We start from the raw sequence: 16,559 nt of genomic DNA, 5'->3' as shown, positions 1-16,559 counted from the left end.
CCTGACTTGCAGAAACGAGCTTTGAGCTCAGGCAACCGTTCGGGTTAATCAAGAAAAACCTGCTCCGACCCTCGCTCGCCCACGATCTGGAGATCTAGTCACTGGCGGTCTGGAGCAGGTGTGGAACAACTTACAAGTCACGTTGGGTTTGCGCTACTGCTATGGCGGCCGCAATGCCGGTGACGAGGTGAGCCGGATGCTCGCAGTGCTCGAGCGTCATGCCGATGACGAGGCGCTGCTGGAGGAGGTCTGCAAGCACCAGGTGTTGTTCGGCGACCTGCTGCAGGTGCGTGGTTTGCTCCCGCCGTCGCTGTTCAACCAGGCGCTGATCGACTTCGACGCGGAGACTCAATCGCTTGGCCAGCATCTGCTGCAGCGTGGAGTGATCAGCGAAGAGGTGCTGCAGCAGGCGTTGCGCGAGCAAGCCGAAGAGCAGCATGAGTCCTATCGTATTGTGGAGGCATTGGCATGAAGCACTGGCTCGGATTTTCCCTGGCAGCCTGCCTGCTGGCTCCACCGGTCCTCGCTGTCGAGGCGCTGACCGAGTTTCAGCAATTTCGCAGCTATCCCTTCCTCGATCGAGCCTACCGAGAGGCCGAGCGCAACAACTGGGCGGAAGTGGAGCGCTTGATGCGTGACCTGTTGTTGCGTGTGCCGAACAACGAGGAGGCGCGCCAGTTACTGGTCGAGGCATTGAGCAAGCAGCGGCGCTACCGTGACGCTGAAGAGCAGGTCGCGCAGCTGAGCGATGGTTATGAGGCGTTGTTCGAGATGCGCCTGGCCTGGATCGAACAGGACCCGCCCACCAGTGATCAGGTGGAGCGTTGGTTGGCGCAAACCGAGGGCGATCATCGTGTGCGCCTGTGGCAGGCCTACAGCCTGACCCTGGCCAAGTTCGGTGGAGCCAAGCGAGCGCTGGATTGGCTCAACCAGATACCGATACGTGGTGATGGCACTGCCATGCGTATGGCGCGCGCCAACTGGGCGGAGCGGCTACATGACTGGGAAACCAGCGAGGCGCAGTTGGCACCGCTGGAGGCGCAGGGAACGCTCGAGCCCGAGGACTGGCAACGCCTGGCCAATGCCCGTGTGCAACTGCTCGATGAAGACGGGCTGCAGCGTCTGCTGAAACAGCCACCTTCAGCCGAGGCAGAAAAGCGCGTGCGCCTGGCGATGCTCGACCGTGCCGTCGCGTTAGGGCGCCCACAGATGGCGCAGCGCTGGTTGGACAGCCTGCCAGAGGAGGACCGCGACACGGTGCAGGAGCGTGCGCGAGTCTGGGAGCTGGCGCGCCAGGGCGGCAATTCCCGGCAGGTTCGCGAATTGAGTGAGCAACTTGGGCGCCCCTGCCTGGAAACGGCTGAATGGCTTTCGCGCCATGATCGCGAGTCGGCCTTGCAGGAGCTGCGCGGTTGTCGCGCAGAAGAAGACCCGCAAACCTGGCTGGTGCTGGCTCAGCGGCTGAACGCCACTGACTTGCTGGCAGGTCAGACATTGCCAGGTCGCTGGGATATTTCGCGTCAGGAGCGCCTGCTGGAAGCCTGGCAGGCCCAGGGACGTACCGATCTGGCCCTGGCCTGGCTGGCTCGTCAGCCACAGACAACGACCCTATCGCGGCGACGTGCAGAGCTGTTGCAGGCCTCTGGGCAGTTGCAACAGGCCGAGCGCCAATGGCTGGATTACTACCGCCGCACAGGTGACTTGCAGGCGCTCGATCAGGCCAGTTTCCTGGCGCTGCAGGCCGGGCGTCGCGAAGAGGCGCGGCAGTGGCTGGAACAGGCGTTCGAGACGCGTCGCGGCAATCTCTCTGCATCGCTGCTGCAGCGTCTGGGCGGTCTCTATACAGAAACGGGCTCGACCTTCGACCCGGCTCGGGCGCGTGCGCTGTTGCCGCACCTGGATGCGCAGGGCCGCGTGGCGTTGCTCGGACGCCTGGCTGAAAGCGGCGATTGTGCCTGGGTCAGGCAGGCGATTGGCGATGCGCCACAAACGCCGGGTGAGCTGCGCGTGCTCGGGCGTTGCGCCATGCCGCAGCGACCGGGTGAGGCGGTGGTGCTCTACCGCAGTGCGCTGGCTCAGGGTGACGAAGCCAGTCGCTTACCACTGGCCTACGCCTTGGACGCTGCTGGCGACGCCCCAGGGGCCTGGGCGATCTGGCAACAGCTGCCGCTGTCGCAGCTCGACCGAGTCGCCCGTCTGACGGCTGCCCGCAGCGCTCTGGGCGCGGAGGATTCGGCTGCGGCTGAGCGCTACTGGCGTAGCGCTGATGCCCGCAGCGCTGATGATTGGGCGCTTGGTGCCACCATCGCTCAGGCGCGCAATGACCTGGCAGTGGCACTGCAGCGGCAGCGTACGACGTTGACTCGGCAGCCGAATGGCGGCCACTACTATGCGGCTGCAGCGACGGCCCAGGCCGCCGGAGAGACGCAGCAAAGCACCGAATGGCTGGCCGAGGCCGTGCGTCTTGAACCTGATCACCCGCGTTATAACGCCGATTACGCCATGCGTCTGGCCGCCGCAGATACGCCGGCTGAGCGGCGGACGTCGATAGCACGACTGGAGCGGGCGACGCATGACTATCCCGAGGACTATCGCCTGGGTGAAACGCTGGCCTGGCGCTACGACGAAGCTGAAGACAGCGCGGCTGCGCGCCGTGAACTGCGTCGAGTAATCGATCTGGAACAGAATCCGGTCGCCGCCGATGACGAGTACGGCAGCATGGAGGCGCGGCGTTATCGCCAGCGTCGCGCGCATGAAACACTGTCGCGGCGTGACAGCTTCACTCTCGCCAGCACCTGGTCGCCGGCTGGGGTGACGACGGCCGCATCCCCCAATGCCGGTCGCCGCGCCTCTTCGCAGAACGTGCAGATGGCGATCTGGGATCACGCCCTTGGCGAAGAGCCGACGCGTAATGGCAAAAGCCTCTCCGTTTATGGGCGTGCGTTGGCTGGTGCTGGCGGCCGCAAGCTATACAACGAGTACCTCGCAGCAGGCGTCGGGCTGCGTTACAAGCCCATCGGTGACTACAACCTGAATCTGTATGCGGAGTTGTACAAGCAGAACGAGTATCCGGATGGTGGTTTCGATGGGGAACGCTGGAACAAGATCTGGACCCCGGAGAAGTTCGAACGGCGGATGCGCAACCGTGATCGTTACGCGCAGACCTCCACCGATTACCTGCTGCGTGCCACGGCTTCCTTCCTCGACCAGGGCGAGTATCGCAATGACTGGCGTGTCGACGAGCAGGAGTGGAACGAACGCTCTCTGTATCTGGACGCCGCCTGGTGGACCAAGGCGGGCGACCACCAGTGGTTGTCGCGCTTCCAGCAGGGGCATGTGTGGAAATTGCACACCGAGAGTGCACAGACGCTGATGCTGTATGGCTTCGGTGAGTTCAGCACGCAGGACCCGGATAACGACTGGCGGCAGGACCTGCGCAGCGGTATCGGTCTACGCTGGCAACTATGGTACGGCGACAGCCGCTATAACGCCTTTCCTGCCCATGTCACGGTACGCACCGAGTATCAGCTGGGGTTGGGAGGCAATCTTTACGAGCGGGCCAATGGCTGGCTGCTTGGCGTGGAGGTTAATTTCTGATGCGGCATCTATTGATAGGCATCTTGCTAAGCATGATCCTGGTCCAGGCTAATGCTGAGGAGCGCCTGTTCTTTCAGCCGCTGAACGTGGACAGCAGCATCGATCAGCAAACCTGGAAGAGCATCTGGCGCAGCACTGCCAAGGCCGGTGTGAAGGTGGTGATCGTGCAGTGGACCGCCCATGGCGAATCGAATTTTGGCGGACGCGATGGCTGGTTGGCCAACAGTTTGCGCTTGGCTCAGGAGCAGGGGCTGCAGTTGGTGCTGGGTTTGTATATGGACCCGGCGTACTACCAGCGTCATGCCGAGCTCGACGGCCCAGCTCTGGAAACTTATTGGCAGTACCAGTTGGGACTTTCTCTGGCTCAGCAGCGCCTGCTGCGTGAACAGTGGCAGCTGCCGGTAGTTGGCTGGTACCTGCCGATGGAGCTCGACGACCTGCAGTTTCAGGCGCCTGAACGCCGCCGCGTGCTGTACCGTCAGTTGCAGAGTTTCGCCAACAAGCTCGATGCACCTCTGCATGTGAGCGCCTACACCGGTGCCAATCTGGCGCCTGACATATATGCCGCCTGGCTTTACGAGTTGCAGTCACTGGGGCTGTCGGTGTGGTGGCAGGACGGCGAGGGCACCGGCAGCCTGTCCAAGACCGTGCGCCGTGCTTATGGGCAGGCCTTGCCTTGCGAGGTGGGCATCGTCAGCGAGGCTTTCCGTCAGGTCAGTCGTGATGGCGAGCCGTTTCGTGCCGAGCCTGTGGAGCCGAAGCGCATTTATCCCCAGTGTCATGCCGAGGCGGTCTTTTCCCTGGGCTACAGACCCTGGGGAGCTCCGCTGCGCGCGAACCGATAAACAAAACCCCGCATCGAGCGGGGTTTTATTTTGGCCGGTAGGCGCTAGGCCAACTCGCCCCACATGTCGTACTCGTCGGCATCGACGATGCGCACACGCACCTTGTCGCCCGGCTTGACGTTGGGGGAGTCGATGAACACGCTGCCATCGATTTCCGGAGCGTCGGCCCAGGAGCGAGCCACGGCGCCTTCGCCGTCCACTTCGTCGACCAGCACGTCCATCTCCAGGCCGATCTTGGCCTGCAGACGTGCACTGCTGATCGCCTGCTGGTGCGCCATGAAGCGCTCCCAACGCTCCTGCTTGACGTCGTCAGGCACCACTTCCAGACCCAGGTCGTTGGCGGGAGCGCCTTCGACCGGGGAATACTGGAAGCAGCCAACGCGGTCGAGCTGCGCTTCGGTCAGCCAGTCCAGCAGGTACTGGAAGTCTTCCTCGGTCTCGCCAGGGAAGCCGACGATGAAGGTGGAGCGGATGGTCAGTTCCGGGCAGATCTCGCGCCACTTCTTGATGCGCGCCAGGGTCTTGTCTTCGAAGGCCGGGCGCTTCATCGACTTGAGCACTTTCGGGCTGGCGTGCTGGAAGGGGATATCCAGGTACGGCAGCAGCTTGCCGGCGGCCATCAGCGGGATCACGTCATCGACGTTGGGGTAGGGGTAGACGTAGTGCAGGCGCACCCACACGCCCATCGACGACAGCGCTTCGCACAGCTCGAGCATGCGCGTTTTCACCGGCTGGCCGTTCCAGAAGTCCAGCTTGTACTTCATATCGACGCCGTAGGCGCTGGTGTCCTGACTGATCACCAGCAGCTCTTTCACGCCAGCCTTGACCAGGCGCTCGGCTTCGCTGAGCACATCGCCCACCGGACGGCTGACCAGTTTGCCGCGCATCGACGGGATGATGCAGAAGCTGCAGGTATGGTTGCAGCCTTCGGAAATCTTCAGGTAGGCGTAGTGACGCGGGGTCAGCTTGATGCCCTGCGGCGGCACCAGATCGATCAGCGGATTGTGCTCGGTCTTCGGCGGGATGACTTCGTGTACGGCGTTGACCACCTGCTCGTACTGCTGCGGGCCGGTGACGGCCAGCACGCTCGGGTGTACGTCGCGAATGCTGTCTTCGGCCACGCCCATGCAACCGGTGACGATCACCTTGCCGTTCTCGGCCAGGGCCTCGCCGATGGCGTCCAGCGACTCGGCCTTGGCACTGTCGATGAAGCCACAGGTGTTGACCACCACCACGTCGGCATCCTGGTAGGTCGGCACGATCTCGTAACCTTCCATGCGCAGTTGGGTCAGGATGCGTTCGGAGTCGACAGTCGCTTTCGGGCATCCGAGCGAGACGAAGCCGACTTTCGGGGTGGCGGTGGACATGCGGGCTAACCTCTAACGGGCGCCTTGTGGGCGCCTCTGATCAAAAAGTGCGCAATTCTAGCGGCGGATCGGGCACTTGACCAGAGGCGTCTTCACCTCAATTGCGCCCCGGCAGCATGCGCGTCAGGGTGTTATCGCGCACCACGTAATGGTGATACAGACCAGCGACCGCGTGCAGGCCGATCAGCCAGTAGCCGGCGCTACCGACCAATTCGTGCAATTCCTTGATCTGCCCGGCCAGTGCCTTGTCCGGGCCGATCAGTGCTGGCAGCTCCAGGCCGAATAAGGGAATGGGCTTGTCGGCGGCGCTGAGAATCAACCAGCCAGCCAGCGGCGCACCGATCATCAGGGCGTACAGGGCCAGGTGCATCAGCTTGGCGAGCAGGTTCTGCCAGCTCGGTGGCGCGGGCTGGATGGCCGGGGCAGGGCTCAGCGCACGAGCGAGCAGGCGCAACCAGACCAGAGCGAAGACGCTCAGACCGAGCATGAAGTGCCATTGCTTGAGCAGCTCGCGGGTATCGCTACCTTTGGGGAAATTGCCCTTGAGTTCGATGCAGGCGTAGACGGCGGCGATCAGAATCAGCATCAACCAGTGCAGGCCGATGGACAGGCTTCCATAGCGTGGTGGGGTGTTCTTCCAGTTCATACAGGCTTCCTCGGTAATGTTCTGCATCTGTGGCAGGTGTCTCCAGCATAGGCCCGCTTGGCTTATGTGAAGCTGAGGAAGATCAATACTCGGAAACGAAAAAGGCCACTCGTTTGAGTGGCCTTTATCTGAAGGTGGTTGCGGGAGCAGGATTTGAACCTACGACCTTCGGGTTATGAGCCCGACGAGCTACCAGACTGCTCCATCCCGCGGCGGCCATTTTACTCAGGGAGAGAGTGTTGTCAATCGGGTTCTTGCTTTTGATCGAAAATACTAATCGACAGGCAAACAAAAAGGCCACTCGTTAGAGTGGCCTTTTCGGAAGATCAATACTCGGAAACGAAAAAGGCCACTCGTTAGAGTGGCCTTTTCGGAAGGTGGTTGCGGGAGCAGGATTTGAACCTACGACCTTCGGGTTATGAGCCCGACGAGCTACCAGACTGCTCCATCCCGCGGCGGCCATTCTACTCAGGGAGAGAGTGTTGTCAATCGGTTTCTTGCTTTTGATCGAAAATACTAATCGACAGGCAAACAAAAAGGCCACTCGTTAGAGTGGCCTTTTCGGAAGGTGGTTGCGGGAGCAGGATTTGAACCTACGACCTTCGGGTTATGAGCCCGACGAGCTACCAGACTGCTCCATCCCGCGGCCGCCATTCTACCGGTAGAGAGCTTTGCGTCAACTATTATCTTCAAAAAACTGTTTTCAACTCAGATGGTTAGCCTCAAACAACTGTTAGACTCCAGCGAGTTCGACCAGACCTGGCAAGGCTTTCGAGGGTGTTGTGCGCAAGATAATCCACGTTGACTGCGATTGCTTTTACGCCGCCATCGAGATGCGTGATGACCCGAGCCTGGCCAATCGTCCGCTGGCCGTTGGCGGTTCGGCTGACCGTCGTGGGGTGATCGCCACCTGCAATTACGAGGCACGTGCCTATGGCGTGCGTTCGGCTATGTCCTCGCGGCATGCGCTGAAGCTGTGCCCGGACCTGCTGATCGTCAAGCCGCGCTTCGAGGTGTACCGCTCGGTTTCCCGCGAGATTCACGGCATTTTTCGCCAGTTCACCGACATGATCGAGCCGTTGTCGCTCGACGAAGCCTATCTGGATGTCAGCGAGTCGGCGCATTTCTCTGGCAGCGCCACGCGCATCGCCCAGGAAATTCGCCGCCGCGTGGCGCAGGAGCTACACATCACCGTGTCGGCAGGGGTGGCGCCTAACAAGTTCCTGGCCAAGATCGCCAGCGACTGGCGCAAGCCCAACGGGTTGTTCGTGATCACCCCGGATCAGGTCGACGATTTCGTTGCCGAGTTGCCGGTGAACAAGCTGCATGGTGTCGGCAAGGTCACGGCCGACAAGCTGACGCGCTTAGGGATTCGAACCTGTCTAGACCTGCGGGAATGGAACAAGCTGGCGTTGGTGCGTGAGTTCGGCAGTTTTGGTGAGCGCTTGTGGCGTTTGGCCCACGGCATAGACGAGCGCGCCGTACAGGTGGATAGCCGTCGCCAATCACTGAGCGTCGAGAATACCTACGATCAGGACCTGCCCGACCTGGAGGCCTGCCTGGAGAAGCTGCCGGCGCTGCTCGAGGAGATGAATGGCCGTTTGCAGCGGCTGGACGCTAGCTATCGACCGGACAAACCCTTCGTCAAAGTCAAATTTCACGACTTTACCCAGACCACCCTGGAGCAGGCGGGGGCCAGTCGGGATCTGGAAAGCTATCGGCTATTGCTGAGCAATGCCTTTGCCCGGGGCGACAAGCCGGTGCGGCTGCTCGGAGTGGGCGTCAGGCTGCATGATCTGCGCGGGCGGCAGGAGCAGCTGGAGCTGTTCGTGTAGTCCTGGCATGTAGGGCGGGTGCAACCCGCCGTCGGTCATCCATCAACCTGGTGGTTTTTCCCTGCCCTACGAAACATGCCGTGGCTTCTATTCAGCCCAGAGGCGAATCGGCTTGCCGCTGACCGGCCACAGTCGTAACTGGCCGATGCCATTGAAGTCCCAGCGCTGCACTTCGCCCAATGCTGCCAGGAAGCGCTGCTCCTGCTCCATCAGCGATGGTGCGCACATCTTGCGGGTGCTGCCTGGGGCATCGAAGCGGATGGCGTCACCTTTGAGCGAATAACCGGCGAACCAGTGGTTGCAGCCGGCATGCCCATGGGCGCGACCATCCGCGGCGAAGGTGATGGTCAGGTGGCTGCGGTCTATCAGCGGGCGTTCGCCGATCCATTCCACTTGGTAGCTGCGTTCGGTTTCCAGCTGCGGTGCGTCGCTGGCGCAGCCGACCAAGGTGGCGGCGAGCAGGGCGAGGGGCAGGGCGCGGTACATGGTGTCAGGCCTCCTGGCAGGTTCGACACAGATGGCGGCCGGCGTCGTTGCGCCAGCCCAGTTCAGCGATACGGGCCTCGGCAGCTGGCGCTTGCGCGGCCTTGCCAAGCGCCGCGTCGACGGCGAACTCGAAATCCAATTGTTTGCCGCAACCGTCGCAGTTCACTTGCCAGTTATGGATGGCCAGCTCCTTGAACTGCGGGCCTTTGCACACGGCCAGCCACTGGCCGGGCGGGTTGATCAGATGGCGAACCTTCTCCACTTCTAGGCGCATGTGCAGGTCGCGGCTGCCCTTGAGGGTGACCAGCAGCACGTCATTGGCCTGGATCGAACCGCCGTTGCCGGTGACCTGGTAGCGGCCCGGCGCCAGTGCGCGGCATTCGGTGAGGGTGTGTTGCGGGTTGAGCAGGGAATAACGGAAATCGTGTTCGGCCATGGGTCCTCCGGATCAGCCGGCATGCTATCACGCGCCGGCCTTGACCTCATTGCTTGGCCGGCCGGCTAGCCAGGCCTCGATGTTGTCCAGGGTGGTGTGGGCGATGGCTGCGAGTGCCTCGTGGGTGAGAAAGGCCTGGTGCGCGGTGATGATGACGTTGGGGAAGCTCAGCAGGCGGGCCAGGGTGTCGTCCTGCAGCGGCAGGTCGGAGTGATCCTCGAAGAACAGCTCCGACTCTTCCTCGTAGACGTCCAGGCCCAGGTAGCCGAGCTGGCCGCTCTTCAGCGCTTCGATCAGTGCGGGAGCATCGACCAGGGCGCCGCGACCGGTGTTGATCAGCATGGCGCCGCGCTTCATCTGGGCCAGGCGTTCACGGTCGATCAGGTGGTAGCTGGCATCGGTCAGCGGGCAGTGCAGGCTGAGGATGTCGCTGCTGGCGATCACCTCGTCCAGCGGCGCCTGGCGTGCGCCCAGGGCCTCCAGCCCGCTCAACGGGAACGGGTCGTGGATCAGCACCTGGCAGCCGAAGCCATGCATGATGCGGGCGAAGACCTGGCCGATCTTGCCGCCACCGACCACGCCGACGCGCTTGCCATGCAGGTCGAAGCCGGTCAGGCCGTGCAGGGAAAAGTCCCCTTCGCGGGTGCGATTGAAGGCCCGGTGGGTACGTCGATTGAGGGTCATGACCAGGGCCACCGCGTGTTCGGCCACGGCGTGGGGCGAATAGGCCGGCACCCGCACGACCGGCAGGCCGAGACGCTGCGCCGCTGCCAGGTCGACATGGTTGTAGCCGGCCGAGCGCAGGGCGATCAGGCGCGTGCCAGCAGCGGCCAATTGCTCCAGAACCGGGGCGGACAGGTCGTCATTGATGAAGGCGCAGACCACCTCGCTGCCTTTGCCCAATGCCACGCTGTCGGCGGTCAGGCGTGTTTCGTGGAACTGCAGATGCCAGTCGGACGGGCAGTTTGCCGCGAGAAACGAGTCACGGTCATAGGGTTTGCTGCTGAACAGGCAGATGCGCATATGGGCTCCTCAAGCGCTTTGCGCGGCGGCTTCACTCAGACGCTCGATCGCTGCATCCAGCTCGTCCAGGGCGCGCTGTGCTTCGGGATCGTCCTGTTTGAGCAGGGTCTCGCTGCGCTGGCAGGCAGCGCGCAGCTGGGGCACGCCGCAGTAGCGGGTAGCGCCGTGCAGGCGGTGAACCCGCTCGATCAATGTCGTGCGTTCACCGCTAGCGCGCGCCTGGCGTACTGTCGACGCCGATCTCGCCGCCCATCTGCTCGATCAGGCGCTTGGAAATCACCAGGCCAAGGCCGGTGCCGCCGGCCTGGCGGCTGAGCGAGTTGTCGGCCTGGCTGAAAGCCTGGAACAGCGCGCGCAGGTCCTCATCCGACAGGCCGATGCCGGTGTCCATCACGCTGATGCGCAATTGCGCGCTGTCGGCGCTCTCGTCCTCGACCATGGCGCGCATGACGATAGTGCCTTCGCGGGTGAACTTGATCGCGTTGCTGACCAGGTTAGTCAGTACCTGCTTCAGGCGCAGCGGGTCGCCGCGCAGGGCCAGCGGCGTGTCGCGGTAGATCAGGCTGACCAGCTCCAGCTGCTTTTCATGGGCTGCGGGGGCGAGGATGGTCAGGGTGTCCTGTAGCAGGTCACGCAGGTTGAAGGGGATGGATTCAAGCATCAGCTTGCCGGCTTCGATCTTGGAGAAGTCGAGCACCTCATTGATGATGCCGAGCAGGCTGTCGGCGGACTTCTCGATGGTCGACAGATAGTCCTGCTGGCGCGGGCTGAGCTCGCTCTTCTGCAGCAGGTTGGTGAAGCCGAGAATGCCGTTGAGCGGGGTGCGGATCTCGTGGCTCATGTTGGCCAGGAATTCGGACTTGATACGGCTGGCTTCCAGGGCCTCCTTGCGCGCGAAGTCCAGTTCGATGTTCTGGATCTCGATGGTCTCCAGGTTCTGGCGCACGTCTTCTGTGGCCTGCTCGATGCTGTGTTGCAATTCTTCCTGGGCGTTCTGCAGCGCCTCGGCCATGCGGTTGATGCCAGAGGCCAGCTCGTCCATTTCATGGCTGCCCAACGGTGGCAGGCGGGTTTCCAGATGGCCGTCCTTGAGCTGTGCGACCCCGGCCTTGATCGCGCGCAGCGGGCCGTTGATGCTGCGGCTCATACGCAGAGCGAGCAGGGCGGTGACGGCAAGGCCGCCGGCGATCAGCAGCAGGCTGGCGAACAGGCTGCGGTAGCCGCTGAGCAGTGTGCCCTGGTGCGAGAGTTCCAGTTCGACCCAGCCGAGCAACTCCAGTTGACCGTCTTCGGCGAGGGTGTCGTTGAGCACCAGATGCTGGTCGTAGACCGGCAGCAGAAAGCGCGTGGCATCCTGGCCGCTGAGCAGGCTGACGCCCGGCTGGCCGCTGGGCGTGGGGTTGAGCATGCTGGGGCCGGCGTGCGCCAGGGAGGCGCGCTCAGGGGCAAGAAAACCGACCGCACGAACGTCCGGGTGCTCCAGCGCCTGCTGGGCGATACGCTCGAGCTTCTTCACGTCCTTCTGTTCCAGCGCCGGCGCCGCCAGGGGGGCCAGGTGTTCGACCAGCATCTCGCCGCGCTGCAGCAATTGAGTCTGCAAGCCCGATAGCTGCACCCAGGTGAAATAACCGCCCAGCACCAAGGCCAGCAGGCTGGTGGGCAGCAGGGTGAGCAGCAGTACGCGCCCTTTGATGCTGAGATCCTTGAACACGACCTTCCTCCTTCGGAACATCTGGGCAGTGTAGCGATTCGGCGCGGCGGAATCTGTAGGTGAGAGATTAGCGTTTAATAGATAGAATTGTTCGCATTCAATGTCTCCCGGTTGACCACGCATGATGACCCGCACACCTACCTCGGCTCGCATCCTTGCCGTCGAGGATGACCCCTTGCTCGCCAGCCACGTGCAGTCGCACCTGATGAGCTGCGGGTTTGACGTGACCTTGAGTCACGATGGCAGCGAAGGTTTGCAGTTGGCCGAAAGCGAAGACTTCGATCTGGTGCTGATGGACATCCTTCTGCCCGGCACCAATGGCCTGGAGGTGTTGCAGCGTCTGCGCCAGCGCCGCAGCGTGCCGGTGTTGCTGATGTCGGCCCTGGGGGATGAGCAGAATCGCATCGCCGGGTTCAGCCAGGGTGCCGACGATTATCTGCCCAAGCCTTTCAGCCTCGGTGAACTCAGCGTGCGGGTCGAGGCGATTCTGCGGCGGGTCGCCTATGAGCGTCGCGAGCAGCACCTTGGCAGCTTCGACGGTGGCTTGCAGTTCGATGAAGGGCGCAGCGATGTCGCCTTCTCGGGTACCTGGGTGGGCCTGACGCCCAGTGAGTACCGCGTGCTGGAGTTGCTCTGGCGACACCGCGACGAGGCCCTTAGCAAGCCCTTCCTTTATCAGCAGGCATTACGCCGTGCCTATTCACAGCACGACCGCAGCCTGGACATGCACGTCAGCCACATCCGTCGCAAATTGCAGGCGGTCGGCTATGAGGCCACGCGGGTGAATACCGTCTGGGGCAAGGGCTACATCCTGACGCAGGCCGGGCCATGAGTCTGCCGGGACGCCATTCGCTGCTGTGGCGGCTGGCTGGCGCCCTGGCGCTGTTCTGCCTGCTGCTGGTCAGCCTGCATGTGGATGTAGGGCGGATGTTGCTCGAGGCGACCTCCTATCTGCCCGAGTCGACCCGGCAGATCCTCAGAGATGAGGCGCGGCAGGCCGAAAAGTCATGGCGAGAGGGTGGGGCGCCTGGCGTCGATGCTTATCTACAGCACCTGCACGAGCGTGAGCGGGTCTGGGCGGCGGTGGTCGATGAGCACAAGCATTCGCTGGCCTCGCAACCACTGAGCGATGAAGAAGAGCAGCGCCTGGATTTCGTGCGCAAGCTGGACTTTCCCGTGGGCCGACCGGGCGGTACGCCGACCTTCTACGTGCCCTTCAGCGATGGAAAGACCCGCCTGGTCATGGCTTTGCCGCAGCACTTGAATCCGCGCAAGTACAACGAGCTGTGGGAGCTGCTCCTGCAACGGGTACTGCCGGCGGTCTTGGCCGTGGCCGTGGCACTGCTGCTTTATCGGCTGTTGATCGCCCCCTTGGCGATCCTTCGACGCCAGGCTGCCGCGCTGAGTGCTGGTGATCTGTCTGCCAGGCTTGGCCTACCGGTCACCGGGCGCAAGGACGAATTGGGCGAGCTGGCGCGAAGCTTCGACCATATGGCGGAGCGCCTGCAGGGTACGGTCGCTTTTCAGCGCCAGTTGTTGCGCGACCTTTCTCATGAACTGCGCACGCCGCTGAGCCGCTTGCGCGTGGCCGGGGAGAACGAGGGTGACAACGTTGCACTGCGCCAGCGCCTGGCACGTGAAGTGGATGCGATGGAAAAACTGGTCGGCGATGCTCTGGAGCTGGTCTGGCTGGACACGGAGCGGCCGCAACTGCCCTGCGAAGAGGTGGATGTAATCCGGCTGTGGGATGTGCTGCGCGAGAACGCCGGCTTCGAAACCGGCTGGCCACTTGCGCGCATGCCCTGCGATCTGCCGGTAGGTTGCCGAGTGCGCGGCAATCTCAATGGTCTGGCGCAGGCGCTGGAAAACATCCTGCGCAATGCCATCCGGCATTCGCCGCACGGCGGGTTGGTTCGCCTCGCTGGCCGGCAGGAAGGCGATCATTGGTTGCTGTGGATCGAGGATCAGGGGCCGGGTGTGGCAGAAAACGAGCTGGAGACCATCTTCCGTCCGTTTACCCGTCTCAGCACCGCCAGGCCGGGCGGCGACGGTTTCGGCCTAGGCCTGGCCATAGCCCGTAGCATGATCGAGACACAAGGCGGGCGTGTCTGGGCCGAGAACGGCAGGCATGGCTTGCGCGTATCGCTGCGCATGCCGGCGGCCTGATCACGCCGAACAGCCGCTGGTTACGTTCGCTGGGTGATGCCGCGGCGGGTTCGGCGTATCATGACGCCCCTTCGCGTCAGTCTGGATTCGAGCGACCCATGACCCTGCAATTTCCCACCATTGCCGACTGCATCGGTAATACCCCTCTGGTACGTCTGCAACGCCTGGGCGGTGACACCAGCAACACCTTGCTGGTCAAGCTGGAAGGCAACAACCCGGCCGGTTCGGTCAAGGATCGTCCGGCCTTGTCGATGATCAACCGCGCCGAGCTGCGCGGCGCCATCCAGCCCGGCGATACCCTGATCGAAGCCACCAGTGGCAACACCGGCATCGCCCTGGCCATGGCTGCGGCGATCAAGGGTTACAAGATGATCCTGATCATGCCGGACAACTCCACCGCCGAGCGCAAGTGGGCGATGACCGCTTATGGCGCCGAGCTGATCCTGGTCAGCAAGGAAGAGGGCATGGAAGGCGCGCGTGACCTGGCCGAGAAGCTGCAGGCCGAGGGCCGCGGCAAGGTGCTCGACCAGTTCGCCAACGGCGATAATCCCGAGGCGCACTACAGCGGTACCGGCCCCGAGATCTGGCGCCAGACCGGCGGGACCATCACCCACTTCATCAGCTCCATGGGCACCACCGGCACCATCATGGGCACCTCGCGCTACCTCAAGGAGCAGAACCCGGCGATCCAGATCGTCGGTCTGCAACCGCAGGAAGGCTCGGCCATTCCCGGCATTCGCCGCTGGCCCGAGGAATACCTGCCGAAGATCTATCAGGCCGAACGGGTCGATCAGGTGATGGACATGGGCCAGGCCGAGGCCGAGCACGTCATGCGGCGCCTGGCGCGGGAAGAGGGCATCTTCTGCGGCGTGTCTTCCGGGGGCTCGGTGGCCGGCATGCTGCGCCTCTCGCAGCAGCTGGAGAACGCGGTGCTGGTGGCGATCATCTGCGACCGTGGCGACCGTTACCTGTCCACCGGCGTTTACGAAGAACCGGCGCGCTGATGGCCAGACGCAGCTCCAACCTGCGCTTTCAGCCCAGCGGCGGCAGCCGTGCGGCGCAGTTGCCGGTCGGCAAGAAGCAGAAACTGTCCATCGAACGCCTGGCGGGTGACGGTCGCGGCATCGCCTTCGAAGGCGGACGTACCTGGTTCGTCAGTGGTGCACTGGCAGGCGAAGAAGTCGAGGCGCGGGTACTCGCTGCCCGCAGCCAGACCGTCGAGGCACGCGCCGAAAGGATCATCGCCGCCAGCAGCGAGCGCCGCGCGGCGCCCTGCGTGCACGCTGACCGTTGCGGCGGCTGCAACCTGCAGCATATGCCCCATGCCGATCAGTTGGCCCTGAAACAGCGCACGCTGGCCGAGCAGTTGTCGCGCCTTGGCGGCGTGCAGCCAGACGAATGGGCGGCGCCGCTGACCGGTCCTGAATTCGGCTACCGCCGTCGCGCGCGCATTGCCGTGCGCTGGGATGCCAAGACGCGTCAACTGCAGGTCGGCTTTCGTGCCGAGGCCAGTCAGGACATCGTCGCCATCGACGAATGCCCGGTGCTGGTACAGCCCTTGCAGCCTATTCTCAGTGCGTTGCCGGCGCTGTTGCGCAGCCTGGAGAAGCCACAGGCAGTCGGACACGTGGAGCTGTTCAGCGGTACGGCCGAAGCGCTGCTGCTGCGCCACACTGCCGCTCTGACGGAGGCCGATCTGAGTCGTCTGCGCGCGTTCTGCAGCGAGCATCGCGCGCAGCTATGGCTGCAGGGCGAGGGACAACCCCAGCCTGACGACCAGGCCACTGAGTTGGGCTTCATGCTTGAACGCTGGCAACTGCACTTGGCCTATCGGCCGGGTGACTTTGTGCAGGTCAATGGTCTGGTCAACGAGGCGATGGTCGCTCAGGCGCTAGACTGGTTGGCAGTGCAACCTGGCGAGCGGGTGCTGGATCTGTTCTGCGGCTTGGGTAATTTCGCCCTGCCGCTGGCGCGGCAGGCCGCTGAAGTGGTCGCTGTGGAGGGTGTCGAGGCGATGGTGCAGCGTGCCGCAGGCAACGCGCAAAACAATGGTTTGGACAACGCGCACTTTTTCCGTGCCGACCTGTCCAACCCGCTGGCTTGCGAGGCCTGGGCGCAGGGCGGTTTTACCGCGGTGCTGCTTGACCCGCCACGCGATGGTGCGTTGCAGGCGGTACGCGGGATGACGGAGTTGGGCGCACGGCGCCTGGTTTACGTCTCCTGCAACCCGACTACGCTGGCGCGCGATGCCGCCGAACTGGTGCAACAGGGGTATCGTTTGCGCCGTGCCGGGATTCTCGACATGTTCGCGCAGACCGCGCACGTCGAGGCGATGGCTTTATTCGAGAAACCCGAGGTCTAGGCCTCGGGCCAAAGCGGTACGTTCGGTACCGCAGGGATGCGCAGGACGCGCATTCTTTCAGTTAATCCGACCGGCTCAGAGAAGG

General features: G+C 63.2%; 13 protein-coding genes, 3 tRNA genes and 2 pseudogenes. 8 read left to right on the top strand and 10 right to left on the bottom strand.

From position 1 onward, the window contains the following. Positions 1 to 133: 133 nt before the first annotated feature. The 3 genes and pseudogenes from nfrB to RTH74_RS23700 all read left to right on the top strand — a co-directional run. A pseudogene (gene nfrB, locus RTH74_RS23710) lies at positions 134 to 472 on the top strand (glycosyl transferase family protein); the annotation flags it as partial. Then, a complete protein-coding gene (locus tag RTH74_RS23705) occupies positions 469 to 3,597 on the top strand; it encodes an NfrA family protein (RefSeq protein WP_316916275.1) in 3,129 nt (1,042 codons plus the stop codon). The pseudogene nfrB and the gene RTH74_RS23705, both read left to right, overlap by 4 nt. Beyond that, positions 3,597 to 4,442: a DUF4434 family protein gene (locus tag RTH74_RS23700; RefSeq protein ID WP_316916274.1), complete on the top strand. Its 846-nt coding sequence runs from the start codon at positions 3,597 to 3,599 to the stop codon at positions 4,440 to 4,442. Before RTH74_RS23705 ends, RTH74_RS23700 begins: the two co-directional genes overlap by 1 nt. Before the next feature lie 44 nt (positions 4,443 to 4,486). Here RTH74_RS23700 and rimO read toward each other — a convergent pair whose 3' ends face one another. The 5 genes from rimO to RTH74_RS23675 all read right to left on the bottom strand — a co-directional run bounded on the left by rimO (position 4,487) and on the right by RTH74_RS23675 (position 7,101). Next, positions 4,487 to 5,809 carry a 30S ribosomal protein S12 methylthiotransferase RimO gene (gene rimO, locus RTH74_RS23695; RefSeq protein WP_316916273.1) on the bottom strand — a complete coding sequence of 441 codons (1,323 nt, stop codon included), beginning with the start codon at positions 5,807 to 5,809 and terminating at the stop codon, positions 4,487 to 4,489. A 97-nt stretch (positions 5,810 to 5,906) separates the two neighbouring features. Then, positions 5,907 to 6,455 carry a cytochrome b gene (locus RTH74_RS23690; protein WP_316916272.1) on the bottom strand — a complete coding sequence of 183 codons (549 nt, stop codon included), beginning with the start codon at positions 6,453 to 6,455 and terminating at the stop codon, positions 5,907 to 5,909. A 135-nt stretch (positions 6,456 to 6,590) separates the two neighbouring features. Next, positions 6,591 to 6,667: transfer RNA gene (locus RTH74_RS23685), tRNA-Met, on the bottom strand. 166 nt (positions 6,668 to 6,833) lie between these two features. Further along, positions 6,834 to 6,910: transfer RNA gene (locus RTH74_RS23680), tRNA-Met, on the bottom strand. A gap of 114 nt (positions 6,911 to 7,024) precedes the next feature. After that, positions 7,025 to 7,101: transfer RNA gene (locus RTH74_RS23675), tRNA-Met, on the bottom strand. Between the two features lie 136 nt (positions 7,102 to 7,237). Between RTH74_RS23675 and dinB the strand changes: the two genes are divergently transcribed. Beyond that, positions 7,238 to 8,290: a DNA polymerase IV gene (gene dinB, locus RTH74_RS23670; RefSeq protein WP_316916271.1), complete on the top strand. Its 1,053-nt coding sequence runs from the start codon at positions 7,238 to 7,240 to the stop codon at positions 8,288 to 8,290. 87 nt (positions 8,291 to 8,377) lie between these two features. On the opposite strand, the gene RTH74_RS23665 is transcribed toward dinB, so the two are convergent. From RTH74_RS23665 to RTH74_RS23645, 5 genes and pseudogenes are all read right to left on the bottom strand, one after another. Further along, complete coding sequence (locus tag RTH74_RS23665) at positions 8,378 to 8,776, bottom strand: META domain-containing protein (RefSeq protein WP_316916270.1); 399 nt, start codon at positions 8,774 to 8,776, stop codon at positions 8,378 to 8,380. Positions 8,777 to 8,780: 4 nt separating this feature from the next. Further along, positions 8,781 to 9,212 carry a hypothetical protein gene (locus RTH74_RS23660; protein WP_169969805.1) on the bottom strand — a complete coding sequence of 144 codons (432 nt, stop codon included), beginning with the start codon at positions 9,210 to 9,212 and terminating at the stop codon, positions 8,781 to 8,783. 27 nt (positions 9,213 to 9,239) lie between these two features. Further along, positions 9,240 to 10,235 (bottom strand): 2-hydroxyacid dehydrogenase, encoded by a 996-nt coding sequence (locus RTH74_RS23655; RefSeq protein ID WP_316916269.1) that lies wholly within the window; start codon positions 10,233 to 10,235, stop codon positions 9,240 to 9,242. 9 nt (positions 10,236 to 10,244) lie between these two features. Next, positions 10,245 to 10,427, bottom strand: a complete 183-nt coding sequence (locus RTH74_RS23650) for an Hpt domain-containing protein (protein WP_316916268.1) — start codon at positions 10,425 to 10,427, stop codon at positions 10,245 to 10,247. A gap of 25 nt (positions 10,428 to 10,452) precedes the next feature. After that, positions 10,453 to 11,946: pseudogene (locus RTH74_RS23645) on the bottom strand (histidine kinase dimerization/phospho-acceptor domain-containing protein); the annotation flags it as partial. Positions 11,947 to 12,067: 121 nt separating this feature from the next. Here RTH74_RS23645 and RTH74_RS23640 point away from each other — a divergent pair. From RTH74_RS23640 to rlmD, 4 genes are all read left to right on the top strand, one after another. Next, positions 12,068 to 12,778 carry a response regulator transcription factor gene (locus RTH74_RS23640; RefSeq protein WP_125834575.1) on the top strand — a complete coding sequence of 237 codons (711 nt, stop codon included), beginning with the start codon at positions 12,068 to 12,070 and terminating at the stop codon, positions 12,776 to 12,778. Next, positions 12,775 to 14,112, top strand: coding sequence for a sensor histidine kinase (locus RTH74_RS23635; RefSeq protein ID WP_316916267.1), 1,338 nt, complete (start codon positions 12,775 to 12,777; stop codon positions 14,110 to 14,112). The genes RTH74_RS23640 and RTH74_RS23635 overlap by 4 nt, the downstream gene beginning before the upstream one ends. 98 nt (positions 14,113 to 14,210) lie before the next feature. Next, positions 14,211 to 15,116: a cysteine synthase CysM gene (cysM, locus tag RTH74_RS23630; protein WP_106733883.1), complete on the top strand. Its 906-nt coding sequence runs from the start codon at positions 14,211 to 14,213 to the stop codon at positions 15,114 to 15,116. Continuing rightward, complete coding sequence (rlmD, locus tag RTH74_RS23625; protein ID WP_316916266.1) at positions 15,116 to 16,474, top strand: 23S rRNA (uracil(1939)-C(5))-methyltransferase RlmD; 1,359 nt, start codon at positions 15,116 to 15,118, stop codon at positions 16,472 to 16,474. Before cysM ends, rlmD begins: the two co-directional genes overlap by 1 nt. Positions 16,475 to 16,559 lie beyond the last annotated feature (85 nt).

Source organism: Pseudomonas sp. zfem001, from assembly GCF_032621725.1.
Classification (GTDB): Bacteria; Pseudomonadota; Gammaproteobacteria; order Pseudomonadales; family Pseudomonadaceae; genus Aquipseudomonas; species Aquipseudomonas sediminis.
Note: the sequence above shows the minus strand (reverse complement) of the source record. Positions and strands in the feature narration are given on the sequence as shown.